Origin of the sequence: Runella zeae DSM 19591, assembly GCF_000423565.1 — a bacterium.
GTDB classification, from domain to species: Bacteria; Bacteroidota; Bacteroidia; order Cytophagales; family Spirosomataceae; genus Runella; species Runella zeae.
This window is the reverse complement of sequence record NZ_AUIF01000003.1, coordinates 428,991-450,691: the sequence shown is the minus strand read 5'-3', so window position 1 is coordinate 450,691 and position 21,701 is coordinate 428,991. Positions and strand designations below refer to the sequence as shown.

18 protein-coding genes are annotated in these 21,701 nt (G+C 42.0%); 12 read left to right on the top strand and 6 right to left on the bottom strand.

The window, feature by feature from the left end; all coding sequences use genetic code 11:
* Positions 1-18 precede the first annotated feature (18 nt).
* Both arsS and G563_RS0101940 read left to right on the top strand, forming a co-directional pair.
* Positions 19-1,080: an arsenosugar biosynthesis radical SAM (seleno)protein ArsS gene (arsS, locus tag G563_RS0101945; protein ID WP_028663815.1), complete on the top strand. Its 1,062-nt coding sequence runs from the start codon at positions 19-21 to the stop codon at positions 1,078-1,080.
* A gap of 93 nt (positions 1,081-1,173) precedes the next feature.
* On the top strand, positions 1,174-2,460 hold the full coding sequence (locus G563_RS0101940) for a sterol desaturase family protein (RefSeq protein WP_028663814.1): 1,287 nt from the start codon (positions 1,174-1,176) through the stop codon (positions 2,458-2,460).
* Between the two features lie 6 nt (positions 2,461-2,466).
* On the opposite strand, the gene G563_RS0101935 is transcribed toward G563_RS0101940, so the two are convergent.
* Complete coding sequence (locus G563_RS0101935) at positions 2,467-3,420, bottom strand: aldo/keto reductase (protein ID WP_028663813.1); 954 nt, start codon at positions 3,418-3,420, stop codon at positions 2,467-2,469.
* 72 nt (positions 3,421-3,492) lie between these two features.
* On the opposite strand from G563_RS0101935, the gene G563_RS0101930 reads away from it, so the two are divergent.
* Positions 3,493-4,200: an SDR family NAD(P)-dependent oxidoreductase gene (locus G563_RS0101930; RefSeq protein ID WP_028663812.1), complete on the top strand. Its 708-nt coding sequence runs from the start codon at positions 3,493-3,495 to the stop codon at positions 4,198-4,200.
* A 41-nt stretch (positions 4,201-4,241) separates the two neighbouring features.
* Here G563_RS0101930 and lolA1 read toward each other — a convergent pair whose 3' ends face one another.
* From lolA1 to G563_RS0101910, 4 genes are all read right to left on the bottom strand, one after another.
* Complete coding sequence (lolA1, locus tag G563_RS0101925) at positions 4,242-4,877, bottom strand: outer membrane lipoprotein periplasmic chaperone LolA1 (RefSeq protein ID WP_028663811.1); 636 nt, start codon at positions 4,875-4,877, stop codon at positions 4,242-4,244.
* 176 nt (positions 4,878-5,053) lie between these two features.
* The gene (locus G563_RS0101920; RefSeq protein ID WP_028663810.1) at positions 5,054-7,594 is read right to left on the bottom strand and encodes an FtsK/SpoIIIE family DNA translocase; all 2,541 of its coding nucleotides are present in this window, start codon (positions 7,592-7,594) and stop codon (positions 5,054-5,056) included.
* A gap of 162 nt (positions 7,595-7,756) precedes the next feature.
* Positions 7,757-8,800, bottom strand: coding sequence for a quinone-dependent dihydroorotate dehydrogenase (locus G563_RS0101915; RefSeq protein ID WP_028663809.1), 1,044 nt, complete (start codon positions 8,798-8,800; stop codon positions 7,757-7,759).
* 29 nt (positions 8,801-8,829) lie between these two features.
* Positions 8,830-10,530 (bottom strand): hypothetical protein, encoded by a 1,701-nt coding sequence (locus G563_RS0101910; protein ID WP_028663808.1) that lies wholly within the window; start codon positions 10,528-10,530, stop codon positions 8,830-8,832.
* A 114-nt stretch (positions 10,531-10,644) separates the two neighbouring features.
* Here G563_RS0101910 and G563_RS0101905 point away from each other — a divergent pair, with 114 nt between their 5' ends.
* A complete protein-coding gene (locus G563_RS0101905; protein WP_037325764.1) occupies positions 10,645-11,802 on the top strand; it encodes an acyltransferase family protein in 1,158 nt (385 codons plus the stop codon).
* Here G563_RS0101905 and G563_RS0101900 read toward each other — a convergent pair.
* On the bottom strand, positions 11,788-12,528 hold the full coding sequence (locus G563_RS0101900; RefSeq protein ID WP_211235251.1) for a polysaccharide deacetylase family protein: 741 nt from the start codon (positions 12,526-12,528) through the stop codon (positions 11,788-11,790). The two genes, G563_RS0101905 and G563_RS0101900, sit on opposite strands and share 15 nt — an antisense overlap.
* A gap of 133 nt (positions 12,529-12,661) precedes the next feature.
* Between G563_RS0101900 and upp the strand changes: the two genes are divergently transcribed.
* From upp to G563_RS0101860, 8 genes are all read left to right on the top strand, one after another.
* The gene (gene upp, locus G563_RS0101895) at positions 12,662-13,306 is read left to right on the top strand and encodes a uracil phosphoribosyltransferase (protein WP_028663805.1); all 645 of its coding nucleotides are present in this window, start codon (positions 12,662-12,664) and stop codon (positions 13,304-13,306) included.
* 21 nt (positions 13,307-13,327) lie between these two features.
* Entirely contained in the window at positions 13,328-16,432 is a 3,105-nt protein-coding gene (locus G563_RS0101890; RefSeq protein ID WP_028663804.1) for a sensor histidine kinase, read from the top strand.
* A 30-nt stretch (positions 16,433-16,462) separates the two neighbouring features.
* Complete coding sequence (locus tag G563_RS0101885; protein WP_028663803.1) at positions 16,463-17,191, top strand: LytR/AlgR family response regulator transcription factor; 729 nt, start codon at positions 16,463-16,465, stop codon at positions 17,189-17,191.
* A 20-nt stretch (positions 17,192-17,211) separates the two neighbouring features.
* Complete coding sequence (locus tag G563_RS0101880) at positions 17,212-18,327, top strand: HNH endonuclease domain-containing protein (RefSeq protein WP_028663802.1); 1,116 nt, start codon at positions 17,212-17,214, stop codon at positions 18,325-18,327.
* Entirely contained in the window at positions 18,317-19,156 is an 840-nt protein-coding gene (locus tag G563_RS0101875) for an HIT domain-containing protein (protein ID WP_229598425.1), read from the top strand. The genes G563_RS0101880 and G563_RS0101875 overlap by 11 nt, the downstream gene beginning before the upstream one ends.
* A gap of 30 nt (positions 19,157-19,186) precedes the next feature.
* On the top strand, positions 19,187-19,738 hold the full coding sequence (locus tag G563_RS0101870; RefSeq protein ID WP_028663800.1) for an RNA 2'-phosphotransferase: 552 nt from the start codon (positions 19,187-19,189) through the stop codon (positions 19,736-19,738).
* A gap of 155 nt (positions 19,739-19,893) precedes the next feature.
* Complete coding sequence (locus G563_RS0101865) at positions 19,894-20,610, top strand: RNA ligase family protein (protein ID WP_028663799.1); 717 nt, start codon at positions 19,894-19,896, stop codon at positions 20,608-20,610.
* Positions 20,588-21,694, top strand: coding sequence for an AAA family ATPase (locus G563_RS0101860; protein WP_028663798.1), 1,107 nt, complete (start codon positions 20,588-20,590; stop codon positions 21,692-21,694). The genes G563_RS0101865 and G563_RS0101860 overlap by 23 nt, the downstream gene beginning before the upstream one ends.
* The last annotated feature ends 7 nt before the right edge of the window (positions 21,695-21,701 follow it).

Here is a 21,701-nt window from a genome sequence, read left to right as displayed (position 1 = left end):
CGCTCATCAACATCCGTCATGAATCCTGTCAAATCGCTCAAAGCCCAAAAACATCAACTTGGAGATACGGCATTTCAGCTTCGCGTCTTAAACGACGACAAAAAATTGGGGCAACATTTGCCTCTTTTCCACGAAAAATTAAAACCTATTGGACTTTTTCCGCTTACTCCTACTCAGCTTGATATTTTTCAAATCAATGTGGGTAAAATGTGCAATCAAGTATGCAAGCATTGTCATGTAGATGCTGGGCCTGACCGTAAAGAAATCATGACCCAAGAAACACTTCAACTATGCTTGGATATTTTACAAAAACATGCCTTCAAAACCGTTGATTTGACAGGCGGAGCTCCCGAAATGAACCCTCATTTTCGGTGGTTTATTGAGCAAATCAGAGCCACCAATTCCGATATTAACATCATTGTAAGATGTAATTTGACCATTATTTTGGCCAATAAAAAATACCACGACTTACCTGATTTTTTCAAAAAACACCGTATTGAAGTAGTTTCCTCCTTACCCTTTTACACAGCTTCCCGCACCGACTCTCAGCGCGGCGATGGCGTATTTGAGGATTCAATCAAGGCCCTTCAAATGCTCAATGACGTAGGCTATGGTCAAGAAGGCGCGGGCTTAGTGCTCAATTTAGTATATAACCCAGCAGGGGCGTTTTTGCCAAGCGGACAAGCAGGGCTTGAAAAAGAGTTTAAACGGGTTTTGAAAGCCAAATACGGTATCGATTTCAATCATCTTTTTTGTATCACCAATATCCCCATTAGTCGCTTTTTGGATTATCTGTTGGTAAGCGAAAATTATAGCTCTTACATGGAGAAGTTGGTCAATTCTTTCAATCCTGTAGCCGCTGCCAACGTTATGTGTCGCAATACGCTCTCGGTGGGGTGGGATGGTTATTTGTATGATTGTGATTTCAATCAAATGCTTGATTTGAAAGTAAATGGCTCCGTCAAACATCTACGAGATTTTGACCTCCAAACCCTGACTAATCGTTTTATTGTACTCAATCAACACTGCTATGGCTGCACTGCTGGCGCCGGTAGTTCATGCGGTGGCGAACTAGCCTAACGAAAGAAAAATTGCCTTTTTCTTTCGTTAGGATTGATGTTGTTTTTTCTTAATTTTGTACAAAAGTATGCAAGCATAATACTGTTTGTACAAATGGAAACTTACGGCAAAATTCTCCTGATTGCAATGCCCATTTTTTTGGGCTTGGTACTCCTCGAAAAATGGTACGGATGGGCAGTAAAAAAACACCCCTTTCGTACGATGGACACGCTCTCAAGCATGAGCTCAGGCTATACCAATATCATCAAAGATGTGTTAGGGATAAGCATTTCAATCCTAACCTACGGCTGGATGGTCGAGCATTTGGCTATTTACAAAATTGAGTCGAGCGTGTGGGCGTATGTAGTAGCTTTTATCGCCCTCGATTTTTCTGGCTATTGGGTACATCGCTTGAGCCACGAAATCAATTTCTTTTGGAACAAACACGCCATTCACCACAGCAGCGAAGAGTTTGATTTGGCTTGTGCCTTACGCCAAAGCATTTCATCTTTTGTGAATTTGTTCACGATTTTTCTATTACCAGCGGCTTTGCTTGGAGTTGACCCTCAAGTGATAGCAGTAGTAGCACCTCTTCATTTGTTTGCCCAATTTTGGTATCATACCGTTTATATTGGCAAAATGGGCATCTTGGAGCATATCATCGTTACGCCTTCGCACCACCGCGTGCATCATGCCCTTAATCCCGAATATCTTGACAAAAATCACTCTCAAATCTTTATCATTTGGGACAAGCTCTTTGGTACTTTTCAAGAAGAACTGCCAGATGTGCCCCCTGTGTATGGTATCACTCGTCCAGCCCATACTTGGAATCCCATCAAAATCAACTTTCAGCACTTGTGGCTGCTTATTCAAGATGCTTACCGTACCCAAAGCTGGCGCGATAAACTCAGGATTTGGTGGATGCCCACGGGTTGGCGCCCTGCTGATGTGATGGAGAAATATCCCGTCGCTAAAATCGAAGACCCTTATCACTTTCAAAAATATGCCCCTCCTGCTTCCAAAAAACTGCTGGTGTGGACTTGGTTTCAGTTCTTATTCACTTTTGCCCTTATCAATTATTTTTTCCTCCATATCGCCCAAATCGGCTCCCCATTGATTTTTGTGTATGGGGGTTTTATTTTCTTGAGTGTATTTGCCTATACGGAGCTTATGGATCGTAACCCTTATGCCTGGATTTGGGAGGGCGTAAAAAATGCCATTGGGCTTTGGCTGATTTACCAAACAGAATGGTTTGGTATGAGTACAAGCCTACCTTGGGCTACTTTCGTCTTAGCAGGGTACTTTTTGACTTCTACGCTTATTGTATGGATGTTTAGCAAGCTACAAATAGAGAAAGAAACAGACACTCACTATCAAGAAGAGTCTGTTCTTTCTCACTGATTTTTTCTACTCATCCCAAAGGTTTTGGAGGGTATAATCACTGCCCTCCAAGCACCAAAAATTGCCTTTGATATAGCGATAACGAAGGTCTAGTTGTTTGATTTTAGCCATTTCCTCTTCGGTCAAATCTATATCAGCCGCTGCCAGATTCTCCTGAAGACGCTGAGCATTAACGGATTTAGGAATGACAGACGTCTGCCGATTCACGGCCCAAGCTAGCATTAGTTGTGCCGTAGTACAGCCTTTGGCAAGGGCTAATTGTTGCAAGGTTTGATTTTCAAACAGCTTCGGTTCTCCTTCTACAATGCGATTAGCGGGCCTATCAGCCGAGCCCAACGGGCAGTAGCCTGTCATATGAATTCTTTTGGTTTTACAAAACTCTACCAAAGGCCATTGCTGCAAAAAGGGATGCAATTCGAGTTGGTTTACCTCAGGATACAGTCCAGTAGCACCGGCAATTTCTTCTATTTTTTTGATGCTAAAATTAGAAACTCCGATGTGCTTGGCAAGCCCTTTTTCTTTCAAATCTATCATTCCTTGCCATGTCTCCGACAAAGGAACCTCCGCCAAACTCACCATGTCGGCACCCACTTGCGGAAAAGATACTTCATGTTTGAGAGCCACAGGCCAATGGATTAAATATAAGTCTAAATAATCGAGCTGTAAGTCGTGGAGCGTAGTCTGAATAGCGGGCAAAATGTACTTTTGCTCGTGGCTATTGTTCCAAAGTTTGGAAGTAATCCATAAATCTTCTCTTTTCACCACCCCTTCTCGGATAGAATCATGCAATGCCTCCCCGATTTCTTTTTCGTTGCCATAAAGCATGGCACAATCAAAGTGCCGATAGCCTAGTTCTATGGCCGTTTTTACAGCTTTATACACTTCTCCTTTGGACGACTTCCACGTACCTAAGCCCAACAAAGGCATCTGATCACCGTTTTGGTATTCAAAATATTTCATATGAATTAGTGGATTAATTTCTCAAACCTTTTGCCATTATAAAAAGTTAAAAAAGACAAAAATATATTTCTAATGTCGTTTCGAGAAAAAAACATTTTAATCATCGGTGCAAGTTCAGGAATTGGATACGCTCTCGCCCAAATGCTTCAAGCAGAAGGGGCGCATTTATTTACGGCTTCGCGACGTCCTGTAGAAGGGATTTCAAGTCAGCATTTTACATGGGATGTATCACAGCCGCTTCCAGAAGGGCTATTTGATATGCTTCCACAAACCCTTCATGGGTTGGTGTATTGCCCTGGCACGATTCAGCTAAAGCCTTTTCAACGGTTTTCGAATGACGATTTTAAGAACGATTTTCAAATCAATGTATTGGGTGCAATCAATGCCATTCAGGCCACTCTCGGACGACTAAGAAAAGCAAACGGTGCCTCAATCGTACTTTTTAGTACCGTAGCCGTACAGACCGGAATGGGATTTCATGCTTCTATTGCTGCTTCTAAAGGAGCGATAGAGGGACTTACACGCTCTCTTGCGGCGGAGTTGGCTCCTACCAAAATTCGTTGCAATGCCCTTGCACCTTCACTCACCGATACCCCCCTAGCGGCGGCGTTGCTATCTAATGAAGAAAAAAGAGAAGCTTCGGCCAAACGTCACCCGTTGGGAAGAGTAGGAACACCCCAAGAACTAGCAAGTGCTGCCAAATGGCTTTTGTCAGAAGAAGGAAGTTGGATTACAGGGCAGATCATTGGAATAGACGGCGGCATCGGAAAGTTGAAATAACTTCCAATACCGCCGTCTGTTTTAGGAAAAGTACTCCTCTGCTAGCGTAAGTCTATTACTTCTACGCCCTTATACTGCGAGGCATCAAAGGCAAAGAACTTATCTTCTACGCTGACATTAGGAGTAAATTTATCTACTTTAAACACTACGCGCTGTCCATTGCGCTGAGTAATTTTCCAGCTTTTTACTGACTTGTCCTTTTTGTCAACTTTGATTTGGACTTTTGCCACCTTGCTTTCTTTCTTTTCGGGAGAAATTTCCACTACTTCATACACTCGTCCGCTCTCAGTTACTTCTTCGATAAAAACATATTTATACCCTTTTTTATAAATGGTATATACTTTGGTGGGGTCAATGTCTCCTACTTCTTTAGGATCGTAGTTGTTGACGGTGGCTTCGTTGCTTTCTTTGATATAAGTGGTCATTGTTTTACCATCATTGAAAATCTCCTGACCAGCCATTTTTAAGCGAAACTTAGTGCCTTTTACTGTAGCGTCACCTTTCAAGGTTTCTTTGGGGCCTGTTCCTTCGCTAGTATAAGTAAAAGCAACCCTAAAAGTTGTCATTGACTTATACTTGTTACTCATAGCGTCCAAGATGGCCGCTGCTCGTTTATCAGTTTGAGCATAAAGGAGGTGACTTATACCCACTGCTATTACTACCAAAAATTTTCTCATTGTCGTTGGTTTAATTACTAGTTAATAGACAGTTTTTAGAAACAAAAGTTTAAAAACTGTACCCTTATAAACGAAAAACAGACTACAAAGTTAAGACAAGTATGGAGTTCAATGCCTATAAATCGACGAAACTTCATTAACACTCTACCACTTCCAATACTACAAGGTTGATTTATCTACTTTAAATTTTTCAATAATGCTTCCAACGATACCATATCAGATACAAGTACTTCGCGAGCTTTGCTGCCTTCAAATGCCCCTACTACCCCAGCTGCTTCTAGCTGATCCATGATACGGCCGGCTCGATTGTAGCCAAGTTTGAGTTTTCGTTGGATAAGCGATGTACTTCCTTGCTGACTAATCACTATCACCCGCGCGGCTTCATCAAACATGGGGTCGCGGTCGGCCAAATCTACGCTTTCACGCTCATTGTCATCTTCATCTCCACTAAACTCAGGTAAGTGATAAGCAGAAGGATAGCCACGTTGATTGCCAATAAAATCACAGACTTCGTCGATTTCGTCGGTATCGGCAAAAGCACATTGGAGACGAATCATATCAGACCCCATCGAAAGCAGCATATCTCCCATACCTACCAGCTGCTCTGCGCCTCCGGTATCTAAGATAGTACGCGAATCGATTTTGGATGTAACCCTAAATGACAATCGTGCTGGAAAGTTTGCTTTAATCAAACCCGTAATGACATTGACCGAAGGGCGCTGCGTAGCCACCACTAAGTGAATCCCAATCGCCCGCGCCAACTGCGCTAAACGCGCAATAGGCTGCTCTACTTCTTTCCCGGCGGTCATCATCAAATCGGCCAACTCATCTATGACCAATACAATATAAGGCAAGAACCGGTGGCCGCGCTCGGGATTCAATTGTCGCTGAATAAACTTCGCGTTGTATTCTTTGATATTTCTCACGCCTCCGTCTTTGAGCAAATCGTAGCGATTGTCCATCTCAATACAAAGTGAATTGAGGGTGTAAACCACTTTTTTGGTATCAGTAATAATCGCCTCTTCACTGTTGGGAAGTTTGGCTAAGAAGTGTCGTTCAATTTTGTTGAACAAAGTCAACTCTACTTTTTTGGGGTCTACCAACACAAATTTGAGCAAAGCGGGGTGTTTTTTATAAATCAACGACGCCAACAACACATTCAACCCTACGGATTTTCCTTGTCCTGTAGCTCCTGCCATAAGCAAGTGAGGCATCTTGGCTAAATCAGTAATAAACAATTCATTAGAAATTGTTTTTCCTAAAGCAATCGGCAGCTCAAAGGTACTCTCTTGGAATTTTTTACTTGCCAAAACCGACCGAATCGAAACCATCTCGCGGTTTTTGTTGGGTAGCTCTATACCGATGGTTCCCTTACCCGGCATAGGCGCAATAATCCGAATACCCAAAGCGGCCAAATTAAGCGCAATATCATCTTCCAATCCCTTGATTTTGGAAATACGTACTCCTACATCCGGCACAATTTCATACAACGTAACCGTAGGCCCAATCGTAGCTTTGATACTCGCAATCCCGATTCCGAAATGCCCCAAAGTTTCGACAATTCTATCTTTGTTGGATTCTAGTTCTTCGGCGGTTACTTTAGAATTACTTTCGCCCCGATTGTGCAACAAATCGATAGTAGGATATTGATAATTCCCCAACTCAAGGGTAGGGTCATAAGGCCCATGAAGCGCCAATAACTCGTTGGCGGCTTGCTCGGCATCCATAAACGGAACCACCGGAATTTTGGTAGTTGTTCCCGAAATAGGGGGAATATTTATTTCTTCTTCGGCAGAGGTTTTTATTTCTTCGGCATTTTCTACAATCAGCGTTAGATTGGGTGCTTGAGGCTTCGGAGCAGGCTTTACACTAGTATTGCTATTCAGTTCCACCGTTTTGACGTTATTTTCTTCCGCCTCAAGTGCTTTTTCTTTTACCGAATTATCTACGGATGTTTTTACTTTAGAAGAAGGCTCTTCTGGAGTTTCTTGTTTGTCTTCCTCCAGTACCACCTCTATATCTGGTGGGGTCACTTTCCTTTTAATAGGATTATTGAAATACTGACCCAATTCTTCTAAAGAATCAACCCCATGAACATACACCAAAATCACCGCCAACAGACCAATCACCACAAAAATCCCTCCCCAACCAATGTAATGGTCAAACATAAGGTTGATTTCATAGCCAATTCCTCCGCACAAATAGCTGAGCGAACGAGCCAAATCAGCTTGTACTACAAAAAAACCAAAAAACATCCCCAGCCAGGCGATGTAAACTAGTGTGATTTGCGTAGTACGTTTGAGCGGCAACAACTCATGGTTAAGCGCAATCTTCCACCCAATGAGAAAAAGTAAAAAAGGAAATCCAAGAGCCGCAATGCCAAACCATCGAAAAATAAAATAATGGGAAAGCACTAATCCAAAAAACCCCATGATGTTTTGGGTTTCGCGAGCCGGAACTCTGAATTTAGTGGTAAAAGCCGAATCTACTACGCTTTGGTCAGCAGCCCCCGTAAACAAATACCATATAAAAGCGCCCATCATATAGAGAGACAACATCACTAATCCCCATCCCCACATTTTGCGATTACGCGGATCAGAAGAGAATCCACCAAGAGGATTTTTTTCCGGTCTGGAATCGGAGGTATTGCTAGTCGCATTGGTATTTTTACGCTCGCGCTTAGCAGAGGGCGTTGACGGAATAACATTTCTAGCCATCAGTTAATCGTTATCGGTTGTTAATAGGCTGAGGAAAAGGCACTTTACCCATGAGAATTTCATGGATAAAACACATAAGATTACTTTCTTCTTTTTCACAAAAGAGAAAGATACTTAAATATAGGATGTGCGAATGCACTTTTATGGGGTAAAAATGAAGCGCTATACTAAAGTTTTGCAAATCCGTTTTGCCAATGCTGGGCCTTCATATATAAAACCAGTATATATTTGAACCAAACTAGCACCGGCTTCAAGCTTTTCGCGGGCTTCTTGGGGGGAAGAAATGCCACCCACTCCAATCACCGGAAAAGCTCGCCCAGACTTTTCGCAAATATAACGAATAACTTCCGTTGAACGATGCGTAAGTGGCGCACCACTTAACCCACCCGCTCCAATTTTTTTTACATAATCGCCGTCAGTCTGTAAGCCGTCGCGGCTAATTGTGGTATTTGTAGCGATTACACCTGCGATTTGGGTAGTAGTCACAATCTCAATAATATCATCTAGTTGACTATTGGTGAGGTCGGGGGCAATCTTCAACAAAATAGGCTTGGGAGTAGACGCACTCGTTTTGGCGGCCCATGCTTCGGCTCGCAGTTTGAGCGCCGCCAAAATTTTCATTAGGGGTTCTTTTTCCTGCAAATCGCGTAAACCGGGCGTATTGGGTGAGCTTACATTGACCACAAAATAATCTACCTCTTCATACAAAGCATCCAAACTTTTGAGGTAATCGTCAAGGGCATTTTCGTTGGGAGTCAGTTTGTTTTTTCCAATATTTCCTCCAATCAAAATATTGGTTTTACGTTTCCGTAGGCGTTCGGCTGCGGAGGCAGCACCTTTATTATTAAAGCCCATGCGGTTGATAATCGCTCGGTCGGGTTTAAGGCGAAACAAGCGAGGCTTTTCGTTGCCGTCTTGAGGCAGAGGAGTGACCGTTCCGATTTCAACAAACCCAAAACCTAAAGCAGCCAATTCATCCACCAACTCGGCATTTTTATCAAAACCCGCCGCTAAGCCTACAGGATTTTTAAACTTTAAACCAAATACTTCCCGTTCTAAAGAGGGATGTTCATAGTTGAAAAGTTGTTGAGTTAAAAACGAAACGCCAGGAATCCTGAACAAAAACTTGAGGGTTCCGCATATGAAATGATGCACCTGCTCGGCATCAAAGCGAAACAAAATCGGAAGAATGAGCCACTTGTACATGGCCACAAAAATAGCAATAAAATACCCGCTTAAAAAATTTGTTGACGATATGGGATATTGAATCTTACCCCAAAAGTGGCAGAAGTAGTATTCATATTTAAAGACTCATAAGTACTTTCCTGACGACGCATGAAGAAACGCCCATCAATAAAAAGGTTGTGTCTGAGCATATACGACATCCGTAAATCGGCAAAGGTAGTTTCGACGGGCGTGCCTTGTCCGATAAAATTACCAGTATCTCGTGGACGGTCGTCTTCATAACTTCTCCAGATATTAGCCCCCCAATTGCGCCCGTCGACATCAAATCCTTTTTTAGATTTCACCAATGTCCCGTAGACCGTTAGGCGCCGAGTAGGCTGATAACGCGCTATACCTACCACTTCCCAAAAGTTGGCAGCTAAAGGGTGAGCCAAAGGAAGATCGAAATGCACATAGTTGTTAAAACCCGACTTGTGCGAATAAGTATAAGGGCGGGCTAGGTTGAGTTCGGTTTGTAAATCTAAGTTTTTGATACCAAAAGCATCCACGTATTTGAGTCCCGCCTGAAACCCAAATTTTTTACCCCACGACCCTTTTTTGCCAAAGTATTCGGAAGTTTTGAACTCATCCAACATAAATTGGCTATAAAACCCAAAGCGTTTGAGAAAATTCCAACGGACATCAAAGCCTAGCATGGCATTGTCGGCACTGCCAAGGTAAGTTTCGAGGTAGCGATAAAAAATAATGGGATTGAGATAGTTTAGATCAAATCCTCCTTGTTCACGGCCAAATATCTCGGCCTCAAAAATCCCAAGACTAAAGTTTTTGCCTAGGTTCATGCTTAGATGGTGGATAGCCGCGTACTTTTTATTGATAGGCTCATCGGGTCTACGACCGGGCTGATTATAGAGCATATTGGCCCACAAATTGGTATATTGAAAACGACCCAATTGAGTAGTCATTTTCAAAAACAAGTACGGCGAACTCCAATCCGACAATAGCATAGAACGATAACCACTTCCAATAAAATTTCGATCATGTCCAAATTGTAGATTGATTTGTTTGATAGGATTGAATGTAATGTACCCACGCGCCGAAATAAAATCGACCCCATAAGTACGAATACTCTTGACGAGGCTTTCGCCCGGCACTACATAGAGTGGATAATTGAGATATATCTCCCGTACATTGAGGGTATAGTCTCGCACGTACTTCCCAAACATCCCCTGTGTATCAGTCACATAAGTATAAAATCCCAATTTCTTACCAATCAATCCTCTTAATTCGACGCCACGGGCTGTGAGCCATAAATAATCTTTGGAGCTATTTTCACTGCCTAAGATAAGGTGTGTTATTGGACTAAGATGAAGGTCAAAGTTTTTGTTTTGTACATAATAAAAATCAGAAGGTTTTTGATAAAAACGTTTCAGAAATCGCTTCTGACTCATCGGAGTCCGGTCGGCTGACCATTCCCAACTATCTTGACGGAGGTATTCCATGTTGAAAAAGTCGGTATCATTGAGAGGCATCGTGCGGTCGGCCATGATACTATCCAACAAACCAATGATAGCTTTACGCTCAAAGGGCTTTACGCCGATGTGAAAATCTTCGGTAAGCTTTCCGCGACGAATTTCCAAACGATCTATTAAATGATAGTAATCATCATTCAGAGGGGCATATTGCGACTGTCCTACGGCATTTTGCAGCACCATAAAACAATATATAAGGGTAGCGTAAAGTCTAAATTGCATAGTATGTATGTATCACTTGAGCAAATTAAGCTAATTTTGTCAATCAGAATGGTGTATGGTAATACCGTTTGGTCTGGCAAAATTGTCAACACTCTAATAAAATAGATTATTCTCTTGAGTAAGTCTTCCAACACAGTTTATTTTCCTAACCTCAATGGCGTGCGCTTTATTGCGGCCTTCTCGGTTTTGATTCATCACATTGAGCAAGTAAAAGAGGTGTTCAAAATTCCACATTTTTATGATAACCACCTCATAAAAAGTATGGGAAAATTGGGGGTGGATTTATTTTTCGTTTTAAGTGGGTTTTTGATTACCTATCTTTTACTCCACGAAAAGGGGCGGTTTGGGAAAATCAACACCCGCGATTTTTATATCAGGCGTATCCTCCGAATATGGCCACTGTACTTCCTAATCGTATTGCTGGCGTTTTTTGTATTTCCTCATATTCCGTTTTTTGTACCTCCCAACAATGAGATTTCGTTTATGTCCGAAAACTTCTATCGGCGATTATCTCTTTTCTTGTTGGTGCTACCCAATATTGGCTTTATTCTCTACAACTCGCCTTATCTAGCTGCTCAAACTTGGTCTATCGGCGTCGAAGAGCAGTTTTATTACCTTTGGCCTTGGATTATCAAAAACTTCAGCTGGAAGCGACTCATCATCACAGTCACCGTCTTTTGCCTCGGCACTTTTTTTGTTTTTTATGTCTATTATCAGTGGGTAGGTAACACCTACTATGCAAACAACGTGCCTGAAATTGTGCGTTTCTTTTTTAGTCAGTTCCGTATCATTACGCTTATGACAGGAGGCGCTTGTGCGATGCTGGTTTATTACGATAAAAAGAAAGTATTAAACATCCTCTTCCGCAAAGATGTGCAGATGGTAGTCTATGCGGTGCTAGTGATTTGTTTGGGAACAGGCTTTCATATCAACCACATCAACCTAGAGTTTTATGGCTTATTTTTTGGATTTTTTATCCTGAATATCTCCAGCAACCCACGCTCTATTGTCAATCTCGAATACCCTTGGATTTCGTATTTGGGTAAAATTTCGTACGGGGTTTATATTTATCAAACGGCCTTTATTGTATTCAGCGTGCATTTGATTCAGTGGGTATTTGGCAAAGATTTGTCCACTTGGAGTTTCAATCTGCTGCTTTATCCGTTGGCTACGGGTCTTACTATCTTGGTAGCGGGGCTTTCTTATCGGTATTTTGAAAAACCATTTCTGGATTTCAAAAATCGTTTTAGTCGCCACTCAACGGGTCGATGATAGACGTGCCAACTCAGCCATAGTGTAGGTTTTAAGCCCCAACTTATGGCTTTCGGCCAATAGGTATTCTAATTTTTTAACATCAAACCCATAAGGCTCATCCGAAGCGTCAAACAATGGGCGATGCCCCATCATCATAAGTACGGTATTGGTATTTTTGGCCCGAATCATCCCGTCACGTAGCTGTGCGTCGGTGATATGAGTCAATTGGTCAATCAAGAGCGCATGTACGGTGGGGTCGGGTTGGTCAAAATGATAGTAAATTTCGTCCATCGCAAACACACTCCTTTTGAGCGTGAAGTAAGGAAGTACGCGCTCTGTCATGGATACATCCCGTAGAAGTATGAAATAATCGCGCAGCAAACGCTGATCGGTAAACCAAGTTTGCTGCCCGCCTACGTGCGCAAAAGTCACGGGTCGAAATCCCGCTTTTTGCATCGAAACGACCTCTGCCTCTACTTCATTTTTAAAAAAAGCATCCAACGACCCACTGCCTCGCCAATAATCCAACACTCGGATATGCGCCGCTCCGTGCGCTCCTATCTCGTGCCCGTCGCTTTCCAGCTCATGAAGCCACTGAATCTCTTGGGGCGACAAGCTATCAAACTGAGTCACATAAAAAGTAACATGGGCATTGTATTTTTTGAACAAAGGCCGCAGCTGTATCCATTCTTTTAGGTAGCGGTCGTCTAACGAAAATGCAATTCCAGCAGGATGCTTCTCCACTTTTTTTTGGCAACCTATGGTTCCCAAAAACCCAATGAACAGTAAAAGAATAATGTTTTTGTTTTTCAAAGAATGAGTTCGTATTATCGTTGCTACAAATGTAATGTCCTAAACGCAAACTACCCACTTTCTTATGTTTGTCCTTACTCAACAAGCTTCTATTGCGAATCATTTTTTGGCCGAACTCCGCGACGTCAACATCCAACAAGACAGAATGCGGTTTAGGCGTAATTTAGAAAGAGTGGGAGAACTATTGGCGTACGAAATCTCCAAATCTTTGCCCTATCGGCCAGCGAGTGTCACCACGCCCCTCGGCAAATCAGACACGCGCCTCTTGCGTCAGTCTCCCGTATTGGCTACTATTTTGAGAGCGAGTTTGCCTTTTCACCAAGGTTTTTTACATTTTTTTGACCATGCGGATAGTGCTTTTATCGGTGCTTATCGAGGGCACCACATTGGGGATGATGATTTTGAGGTTGAAATGGATTACATCACCGCCCCCGACCTTCACGAACGAACCTTGATTTTGATGGATCCTATGCTCGCCACAGGCCGCTCAATTGAGAAAGTTTATCATGCGTTATTGCGCTTTGGCATTCCAGCCCAAACCCACATCGCTGCCGTTATTGCAAGTCCTGAAGGCGTGGGCTATCTCCAAAAACGTATGCCCGAATGTCGCTTGTGGGTAGGTGCCATAGACGAAAAGCTCGACCCGCACTACTATATTGTCCCTGGACTAGGCGACGCTGGCGACTTGTCGTTTGGAGCCAAGTTGTAGAAACGCTCAACCCACCTTCTGATGAAAGCACTGTTACCACTGCTATGCTGTACGATAGGGCTTTGGCCTAGGGTACATGCCCAACAGCAGTGGTACTTCGACAACCACACCCAACGCGACGGCCTTGCTTCCGACATTACCCTTCATGCCCTCAAAGACAAGCGTGGTTTTGTGTGGTTTGCTACGCGCCAAGGCCTGAGTCGCTATGATGGGCTTCATTTTAAAAACTACCAATACAACCCTAGCGATACCAACGGTATCCGAGGACGTAGGATTTACAATATTGTAGCCGACCCACGCGGACGTATTTGGATTAGTATGGAAACAGGTGTGTGCTATTATGACGAAGCCCACGACAATTTTCACTACGTATATTTCAAAGAAACCAATGGCCGCTGGGTATTCATGCCTATCTTGGCCGAAGGCAATAATGTATGGATTGCCGCCAATGGCCTGGGTTTGGTCAGATACGACCAACGCACAAAAAATATATATCCCACGCAGCTTACCGAACGGAAAACCAATTTTTTTATCACGCTCCATAAAAGTCGGGCGGGAGAAATATGGGCAGGTACGATTCACAGTGGCTTGTTTCGGTATTTTCCCAAAAACAATCATTATGAAGAATACGCCCACCAAGACCCTACCGTAGAATACTCCGAAAAAAACCACATCAACTCTATCACCGAAGACAAATACGGCAACCTGTGGCTTGGCAGCGAAGGAGGTGGTCTACAATATTTAGATTTAAAAAGCCGCACCTTTCAGCTCTTTTACCCAGACCAGAAAAATCTTAAAAAGCCCTTTGCTGTCATTAAACACATTACTTTTTTACCTTCTTTGAGCGGCGACTCTGTGCTATGGTGTGGCACGTTTGGGCGGGGAATGTACACCTTCAATCTTCGTAGCCGAACTTTTTCCCAAGCCCTCCGCAATCCTCCTCTCGAAAAAGGTTTAGTAAGTCCTTTTGTCAATTATTTCTTTTTAGACAATCAAGGCATTCTCTGGATAATGACCCAACTAGGCATTAGCAAGGTGCTGTTTGGTACGCATCAAATCCACTCGCTCAAACTGCCTTTTTTGCAAGAATTGGGAAACCCTTATTCCGACAACAGTATTTTTGAAATCAAACCTGATGTGCGCGATTCTTCTGTTTTGTGGATGGCTTCGTGGGGCGGTGGGGTGCTCAAATATGATTTTCGAAATCAAAAATTACTAGCCTCTTATCTCAATCAAAGCCCCGATGTTCACCATTGGAATGTTCGTTCGGTATGTTTTGACAAAAAAAATCGATTATGGGCCGGTACCGAAAATGGGCTATTTTATTATGACATCTCTTCTGATACTTTTCGGGAGTTTAAGCTACCGCCTTTTCCGCAACGTGCCGAAAAAGTAATTTATGATATCGTAGCCGACTCCCAAAACAACCTGTGGGTAGCGTCTAGCAGTGGCTTGCTGCGCATTGATGCCACTACGCAGCAAGTCAAGCAATTTAGTATGAAAGAAGGCTTGCTCGACTTTGTAGTAAATCGGCTTTTGCTCGACCCTTCGCAAAAACTTTGGGTAGCCACTCGCAAAGGCCTGCATCATTTTGACACTCAAACCCACAAAATCGACTACTATCGGCATCCCTCCACTGCCAACAACGACCTCAATGTAGGATTAGGGATGGCACTCGACCACCAAGGACAGCTATGGATTGCAGCGCGAGGCGGCCTGTCGGTACTGGATGTAAAACGTAAAAAGTTTAGAAATTTTGGCGAAAAACAAGGGTTTAATGCCTCCCAATGCAATGATTTGTATATCGACGACGCCCAAAACGTATGGATAAGCACCCAAGGGGAATTATTTGTGTATGAATCTCAAAATCATAGTTTTCGCTCCTTTTCGGTCAATGATGGGCTTTTTGGGAGTTTTATGTACGACCGCATCAGTGTAGTCAAACCCAACCTTTTTGTCAATTTTATCGGGGCGGTCAGTTATTTCAACCCCACAAGTCTTCTTACCTCCACAGAAGATACTCCTTTGGTATTTACAAGTTTTAAGGTGATTGACCAAGAAGTACCTTTTGACCGCGACCAAACCGCCACGCACCCTTTCCACATCCAATACCAACAGAATGTTTTGACTTTCGAGTTTTCGACGCTTGATTTTCTCAATCCCGAAAAAGCCCGTTATAGCTACAAACTTGAAGGATTTGACCCAGATTGGTCGGCGCTTTCCACCAAGCACGCCGTCACTTACACCAACCTCGACGGCGGAGAATACACTTTTTGGGTTCGAACTCCCAGCAAAGCAGGGCACTGGAATCGTCCGATTGCCTTCAAGATTTTGATAGAACCTCCTTTCTGGAAAACATGGTGGTTTAGGGCGCTTGCAGTTGCGGTATTGTTAGGGATTCTGTACATAGTGTATCGCTCCAAACTCCAACAAGAACGCCAAGAAGCCGCTTTTCGACAGCAACGTACCGAAGCCGAAACCAAAGCATTGCGCGCACAGATGAATCCTCATTTTGTGTTCAATTGCATGAATACCATTGAGTATTATATCCTTAGTAATCAATCACATAAAGCTTCTATTTTTTTACAAAACTTTTCATTGTTGGTTCGAAATGTGTTAGAAAATTCTCAATTTGATTTGATTTTCCTTTCGCACGAGTTAGAAACCCTCCAGCTCTACTTAGAGCTCGAAAAAGAACGCGCCGAAGAAAAATTTACGTATCAAATCCAACTCAGTCAAACCATTCCACTCACTACTCAGATTCCACCTTTATTGCTACAGCCTTTTGTTGAAAACGCTATTTTACACGGTCTCAGGCACAAATCTGACGGACAAGGACTGCTTACTATCAAGCTCTGGACTGCTACTGACAGACTATGGGTAAGTATTGAAGACAATGGCATAGGTCGAGGAGCTGCCACCAAAATCAATCGTCAACAAAATCGTAAAAAACAATCATTGGGTATGAAAGTCACTGCCGACCGTATCGCAGCGCTACCCTTACCTACGGGGCAGCTACCCGCTACTTTTCATATCGAAGACCTACAACCGCAAGGAACGCGGGTATTGATAAATTTACCTCTGTATTTAGTCAACGGTAACGAAAATCCGCTTGCTCTACACTAATTTGCAGTACCAAACATTCCTCTTTTTCCGATGTTGAAAGTCATTTTGATTGACGACGAGCGCATGAGTCTTGAAGTACTAGCGATCAAGCTACGAAGTCTAGCACCTCATACCGATATTGTGGCTACTTACCAATCGCCCGAAGAAGCCATCATAGGGATTCGTCAGCTCAAACCTGACGTGGTTTTTTTGGACATCGAAATGCCCCAAATCGACGGTTTTACGCTTCTCAGGCACCTTGAGCCTTATTCTTTTGAAGTGATTTTTACCACGGCTTATCACCAATACGCCATCGAAGCCTTGCGCCTGAGTGCCTTGGATTTTTTGTTAAAACCTATCCGCGAAATTGAACTTAGCGCCGCCCTTCAACGTCTCGAAAAGAAGCGACAAAATCAACAAAATACTCCTTCGGTGTTGCAGTTCAACAAAATTGCCATTCCCTCCCTCAAAGGCATTACTTTTGTGCCTATTGAGGAGATTGTGTGGCTCGAATCAGACAGCAACTACACGGTATTTCATTTGGCGCATCCCAACGGCACTCAAATCCGAAAAATAGTAGCTTCGCGTACACTCAAAGAATTTGAAAACATCCTGACTCCAGCGCAGTTTTTGCGGGTACATCGCTCAGCGCTTATCAATCTACTCCGCATCAAAGAATACACCCGTGGCGAAGGGGGTACTGTATTGATGGACGACGGCTCAGAGGTCGAAATTGCCCGCAGCGAAAAGAAAGGTTTTTTGGAAAGACTGGGGCTTTAATTTTTGATTGAACTACAAATATGATTTTACCCGAACACTCTTCTTTAGATATTGCCAAACTTTCGTCCATCTTTCGAGATACAACCAATGCTTATAAATTCTATTGGTTTTTATCTATTTTGGACAGTCTTAAAAATAACAATCAAAACATTATTTCTCAACAAGATATGGCTATCAGGATGCTGGCCAATGTATGGTATCCTCTTGATTACTACAAACTATCCTTTGGGAAGCAAGATAGCTTTAAAAAGATAGCACAATTTGTTTCATCAAAAATTAGGATTAATAATAAACCTAATTCCCCAGCATTGTTTGAACAGATAAAAGCTCAATTACCAGAAAGTGAGTTGAATCAGCTTTATCTTCAAATTGCCCCACTGACTAGGTATGTACCTTATCGATTTATAAGGCCATTTTTCAGCATCGAAACCCGAAGTTTGTCCGACTTTTTGGTAGAAAATCAGATAGTAATGTTATCAAACCAGTATTTTTCTAGTGAGCCGCATCGAGTGATATACCGCTTTTTAGGAAAAGAAGCCATTGAATTAAATGACATTTGGATTGATTATTTCCAAAAGCATCAGACCATTTTACGCGGATTCATTTATTGGCACTTAGTCAATTTCCTACAAAAGAATAACCCTAATGTGATTGGTTTATCAGAAAAATTACAGAAGCCCACTAGCCGTCAGAGAGATTTAACATCTGCTCATAAATTTTGGAGAGAATTTCTTATAAAACACCCCGACACAACCTGTATTTATTCGGGAAATCTTCTCAATCCTGATGATTTGAGTTTAGACCATTTTCTGCCGTGGTCATATGTAGTTCATAATCAACTGTGGAATCTTATTCCTACTTCTCGCAGCCTAAATTCAGCCAAAAATGACTGGCTTCCCTCGCTAGAAACGTACTTTGAGCGTTTTGTAAAGCTACAATATCAAATTGTAACACATTATGCCAATCAGAAGAAATGGGCATTATTAGAGGATTACATTTATATTTCTAACGAAAGTTTAGAAAATATGTCACTTGAATCGTTTCAGAACGTCTTAAGTAAACAGATTTTTCCCCAATGGCAAACTGCCCAACATTTGGGTTTTGCGCATCCGTTTGTTTATAAAAATGGCCCCTAATCCTTTTTCTTATCTAACTGCTAAAGAGCGCATTACGCCTTCTCTTCCCGCGCGATTTTTATTTGAAAGAAACCTTATTCAAGGTAAAACCTTGGATTTTGGCTGTGGTTTTGGCAAGGATGTAGATTTCTTATATCAAAAATCTATCAATATCACGGGTTTTGATCCCTACTATTTTCCACAGTATCCTACTGATACTTACGATACTATTTTATGTTTTTATGTATTAAATGTGCTTTTTCCCGAAGAGCAAAATCAGGTGTTGATGCAGATTTCAAGTTTACTTAAACCAACGGGTAAAGCTTATTTTGCAGTTCGACGGGATATTCAAAAAGACGGCTTTCGAATGCATCACTTACACGGAAAACCGACTTATCAGTGTTTTGTAAAACTTCCTTACAAATCTATTTTTCTGAATGAAAATACCGAGTTTTATGAGTATCAGCATTACAATCAAATTGAGCATCCCCCTGTAAAGTGTCCTTTTTGTAATCCTAATAAAAATTTGAAAATGTGGGCAGAAACGCCTCTAAGTTATGCTGCACTTGATGGCTATCCAATAAACAAAGGCCATTCTATCATTGTACCAAAACGCCACGTAGCTAATTATTTTGATTTAACCCTAGAAGAGCAGCAAGATGTATTTCAACTAGCCAATTTTGTTCAACCAATCCTTAAAAATACTTACCTTACCGAAGACTTTACCCTAGGAATGAATATTGGAATGCAAGCAGGCCAAAGAATACAACATAGTACATTACACTTAATTCCGAGATATGCAGGTGATTGCAAGAATCCAAAGGGCGGTATTCGAAATATCTTGAAATAAAGAAAAATAGCTTATTGCATAAGTACAACCATGAAAGATGAATTTAAAACCAGCAAATTTCTGAGCCTTATTCTCCGGCATCGCCCTGAGTTAGTAGACCTTGAAATGGATAAAAATGGCTGGGTGTCAGTAGACGAATTACTCGCCAAAACTGCTACCAAAGGGCATCCCCTTACTTTTGAAGAATTAAAACACCTTGTGCTAACCAACAATAAACAGCGTTTTGCATTTGACGAAGATTTGCAGAAAATTCGCGCGAATCAAGGGCATTCCATCGAAGTAGAATTGGGATATGACAAACAATCCCCTCCTTCTTTTTTATATCATGGTACTGCCGAGAAAAACCTTAGTTCTATTCTCAAACAAGGTATTCAGAAGAGAAATCGCCATCATGTACATTTAAGTGCAGATAAAGCAACCGCCCATAAAGTAGGCATGAGACATGGCAAACCTATTATTCTCAAAATCAACACAAAATTGATGGCGGAGGCGGGTATCGCTTTTTATATTTCGTCTAACGGCGTATGGCTAACCGATTTTGTGGCACCTGCTTTTATCGAAATAGAAGACAGTCAACAATAATACCCATATGATTTAAATATTCCCGCTATCTTTGTGACCAAATTAACGCTTTAATAGTGAATAGTCATGTAATGGGTTGCTCTTTTATTATCTTCTAAAAACGCATTTACTATAGTGCGCAGCAATCCTTTTGTGTTTATTTAAAGTGTTTAATCATGGCTATTTCAACCAAATACGGTCGAACGTATCACTACCCTTTTTCACCAGGTACCACAAGCGACGACCGTATTAATCATCAATATTGGGAATCTTTTTCTCAAATACCCCAATTAATTCATACCGAAAAACTGGACGGAGAAAACAACTGTTTGAGCCGCTATGGGGTTTTTGCTCGTTCACATGCTGCCCCCACTACTTCGCCTTGGACAAGTACCCTACGTCAACGTTGGCAATTGCTGAGGGATGACCTTGGTCATTTAGAAATATTTGGAGAGAATCTATTTGCTATCCATTCCATTGAATATCAGCAATTAGAATCCCATTTTTATGTCTTTGCAGTGCGCGAGCATGACCAGTGGTTATCTTGGGAAGAAACAGAGTTTTATGCTCAATTCTTCGATTTTCCTACAGTACCTGTATTAGAGAAAATCTCGATGCCCACTTCTCAAGCTGTATTTGAACAAAGCGTATTGCATTGGGCATTACAACCGAGCCAATTGGTATCAGTCGATATTCAAACTAACCAACTTTGTACAATGGAGGGAGTTGTGACACGTAACGCGGCACAATATTCAACGGATACTTTTACTCAGAATGTTAACAAATACGTTCGAAAGGGACATGTCAAAACAGACGAACATTGGACTAGAAACTGGAAACGCGCATCTCTGATGTGGGAAAGGAGGAAGTATGTGGAAAATCAGTCAAAATAAAGAATGGAGTTTTTTGGAAAGTCAGTTTGATTGGGTACGTGACATGGCTGTTACGCCGCAAGATCCTTACCACCATGCAGAAGGCAACGTCGCAATTCATACCCAAATGGTTTTAGCAGAACTAATCAAAAATAAAGACTATCAAAAATTGGATCCTCAATCTCAGGAAACCTTATGGGCAGCAACCCTAATGCACGACCTCGAAAAACGTTCGACCACTATCATAGAAGCCGATGGACGTATTACTTCTAGAGGACATGCTAAAAAAGGAGAATTGAGTGCCCGGCTATGGCTATATCAAAATACAGATGTGCCTTTTGATATTCGTGAACAAATATCCAAACTTGTGCGCTATCATGGGCTTCCGCTTTGGTTTTTTGAAAAAGAGAACGCCCAAAAAGCTATCTTACAAGCAAGTCTAGAAGTCTCAATGTCTCAGTTAGGAATGATAGCAGAAGCCGACAGCCGTGGTAGAATATGTACAGACCAAGCCGAATTACTATATCATAATGGACTATTCCGTACCTATTGTGAAGAGCTTGACTGCTGGAATCAACCATTTCAGTTTCCCTCATCTTTGGGGCGTTTCCTATACTTTCGCAAAGAAGAACAATCACCTGACTATGAACCTTTTGATAATACAACATGTGAGGTAATATTATTATCAGGATTACCTGGTTCAGGTAAAGATACTTACATTCAAAAGTTCTTAAAAGGGCTTGCGGTAGTTAGCCTAGACGATATTCGTCGCCGTCTTAACATCTCTCCTACTGATTCGAAAGGTAATGGTAGAGTGATTCAGGAAGCTAAAGAGGAAGTAAAAACGTATCTGCGAAAGAAGCAACCTTTTGTATTTAATGCCACAAACATTAGTCGCTCAATTCGAGAGTTATGGATTGACTTGTTTGTAACTTATGGTGCCAAAACCCGAATTGTATATTTAGAGGTTCCTTATAGACAATGGCTTTTACAGAATAAAAACCGTGCGTATCCTGTGCCAGAAGCTGTGTTATTTCGGCTTTTAAACAAATGGGAAGTACCAGCACCTTGGGAGGCACACAACGTAGATTATATAGTATCCTAAAACCTAG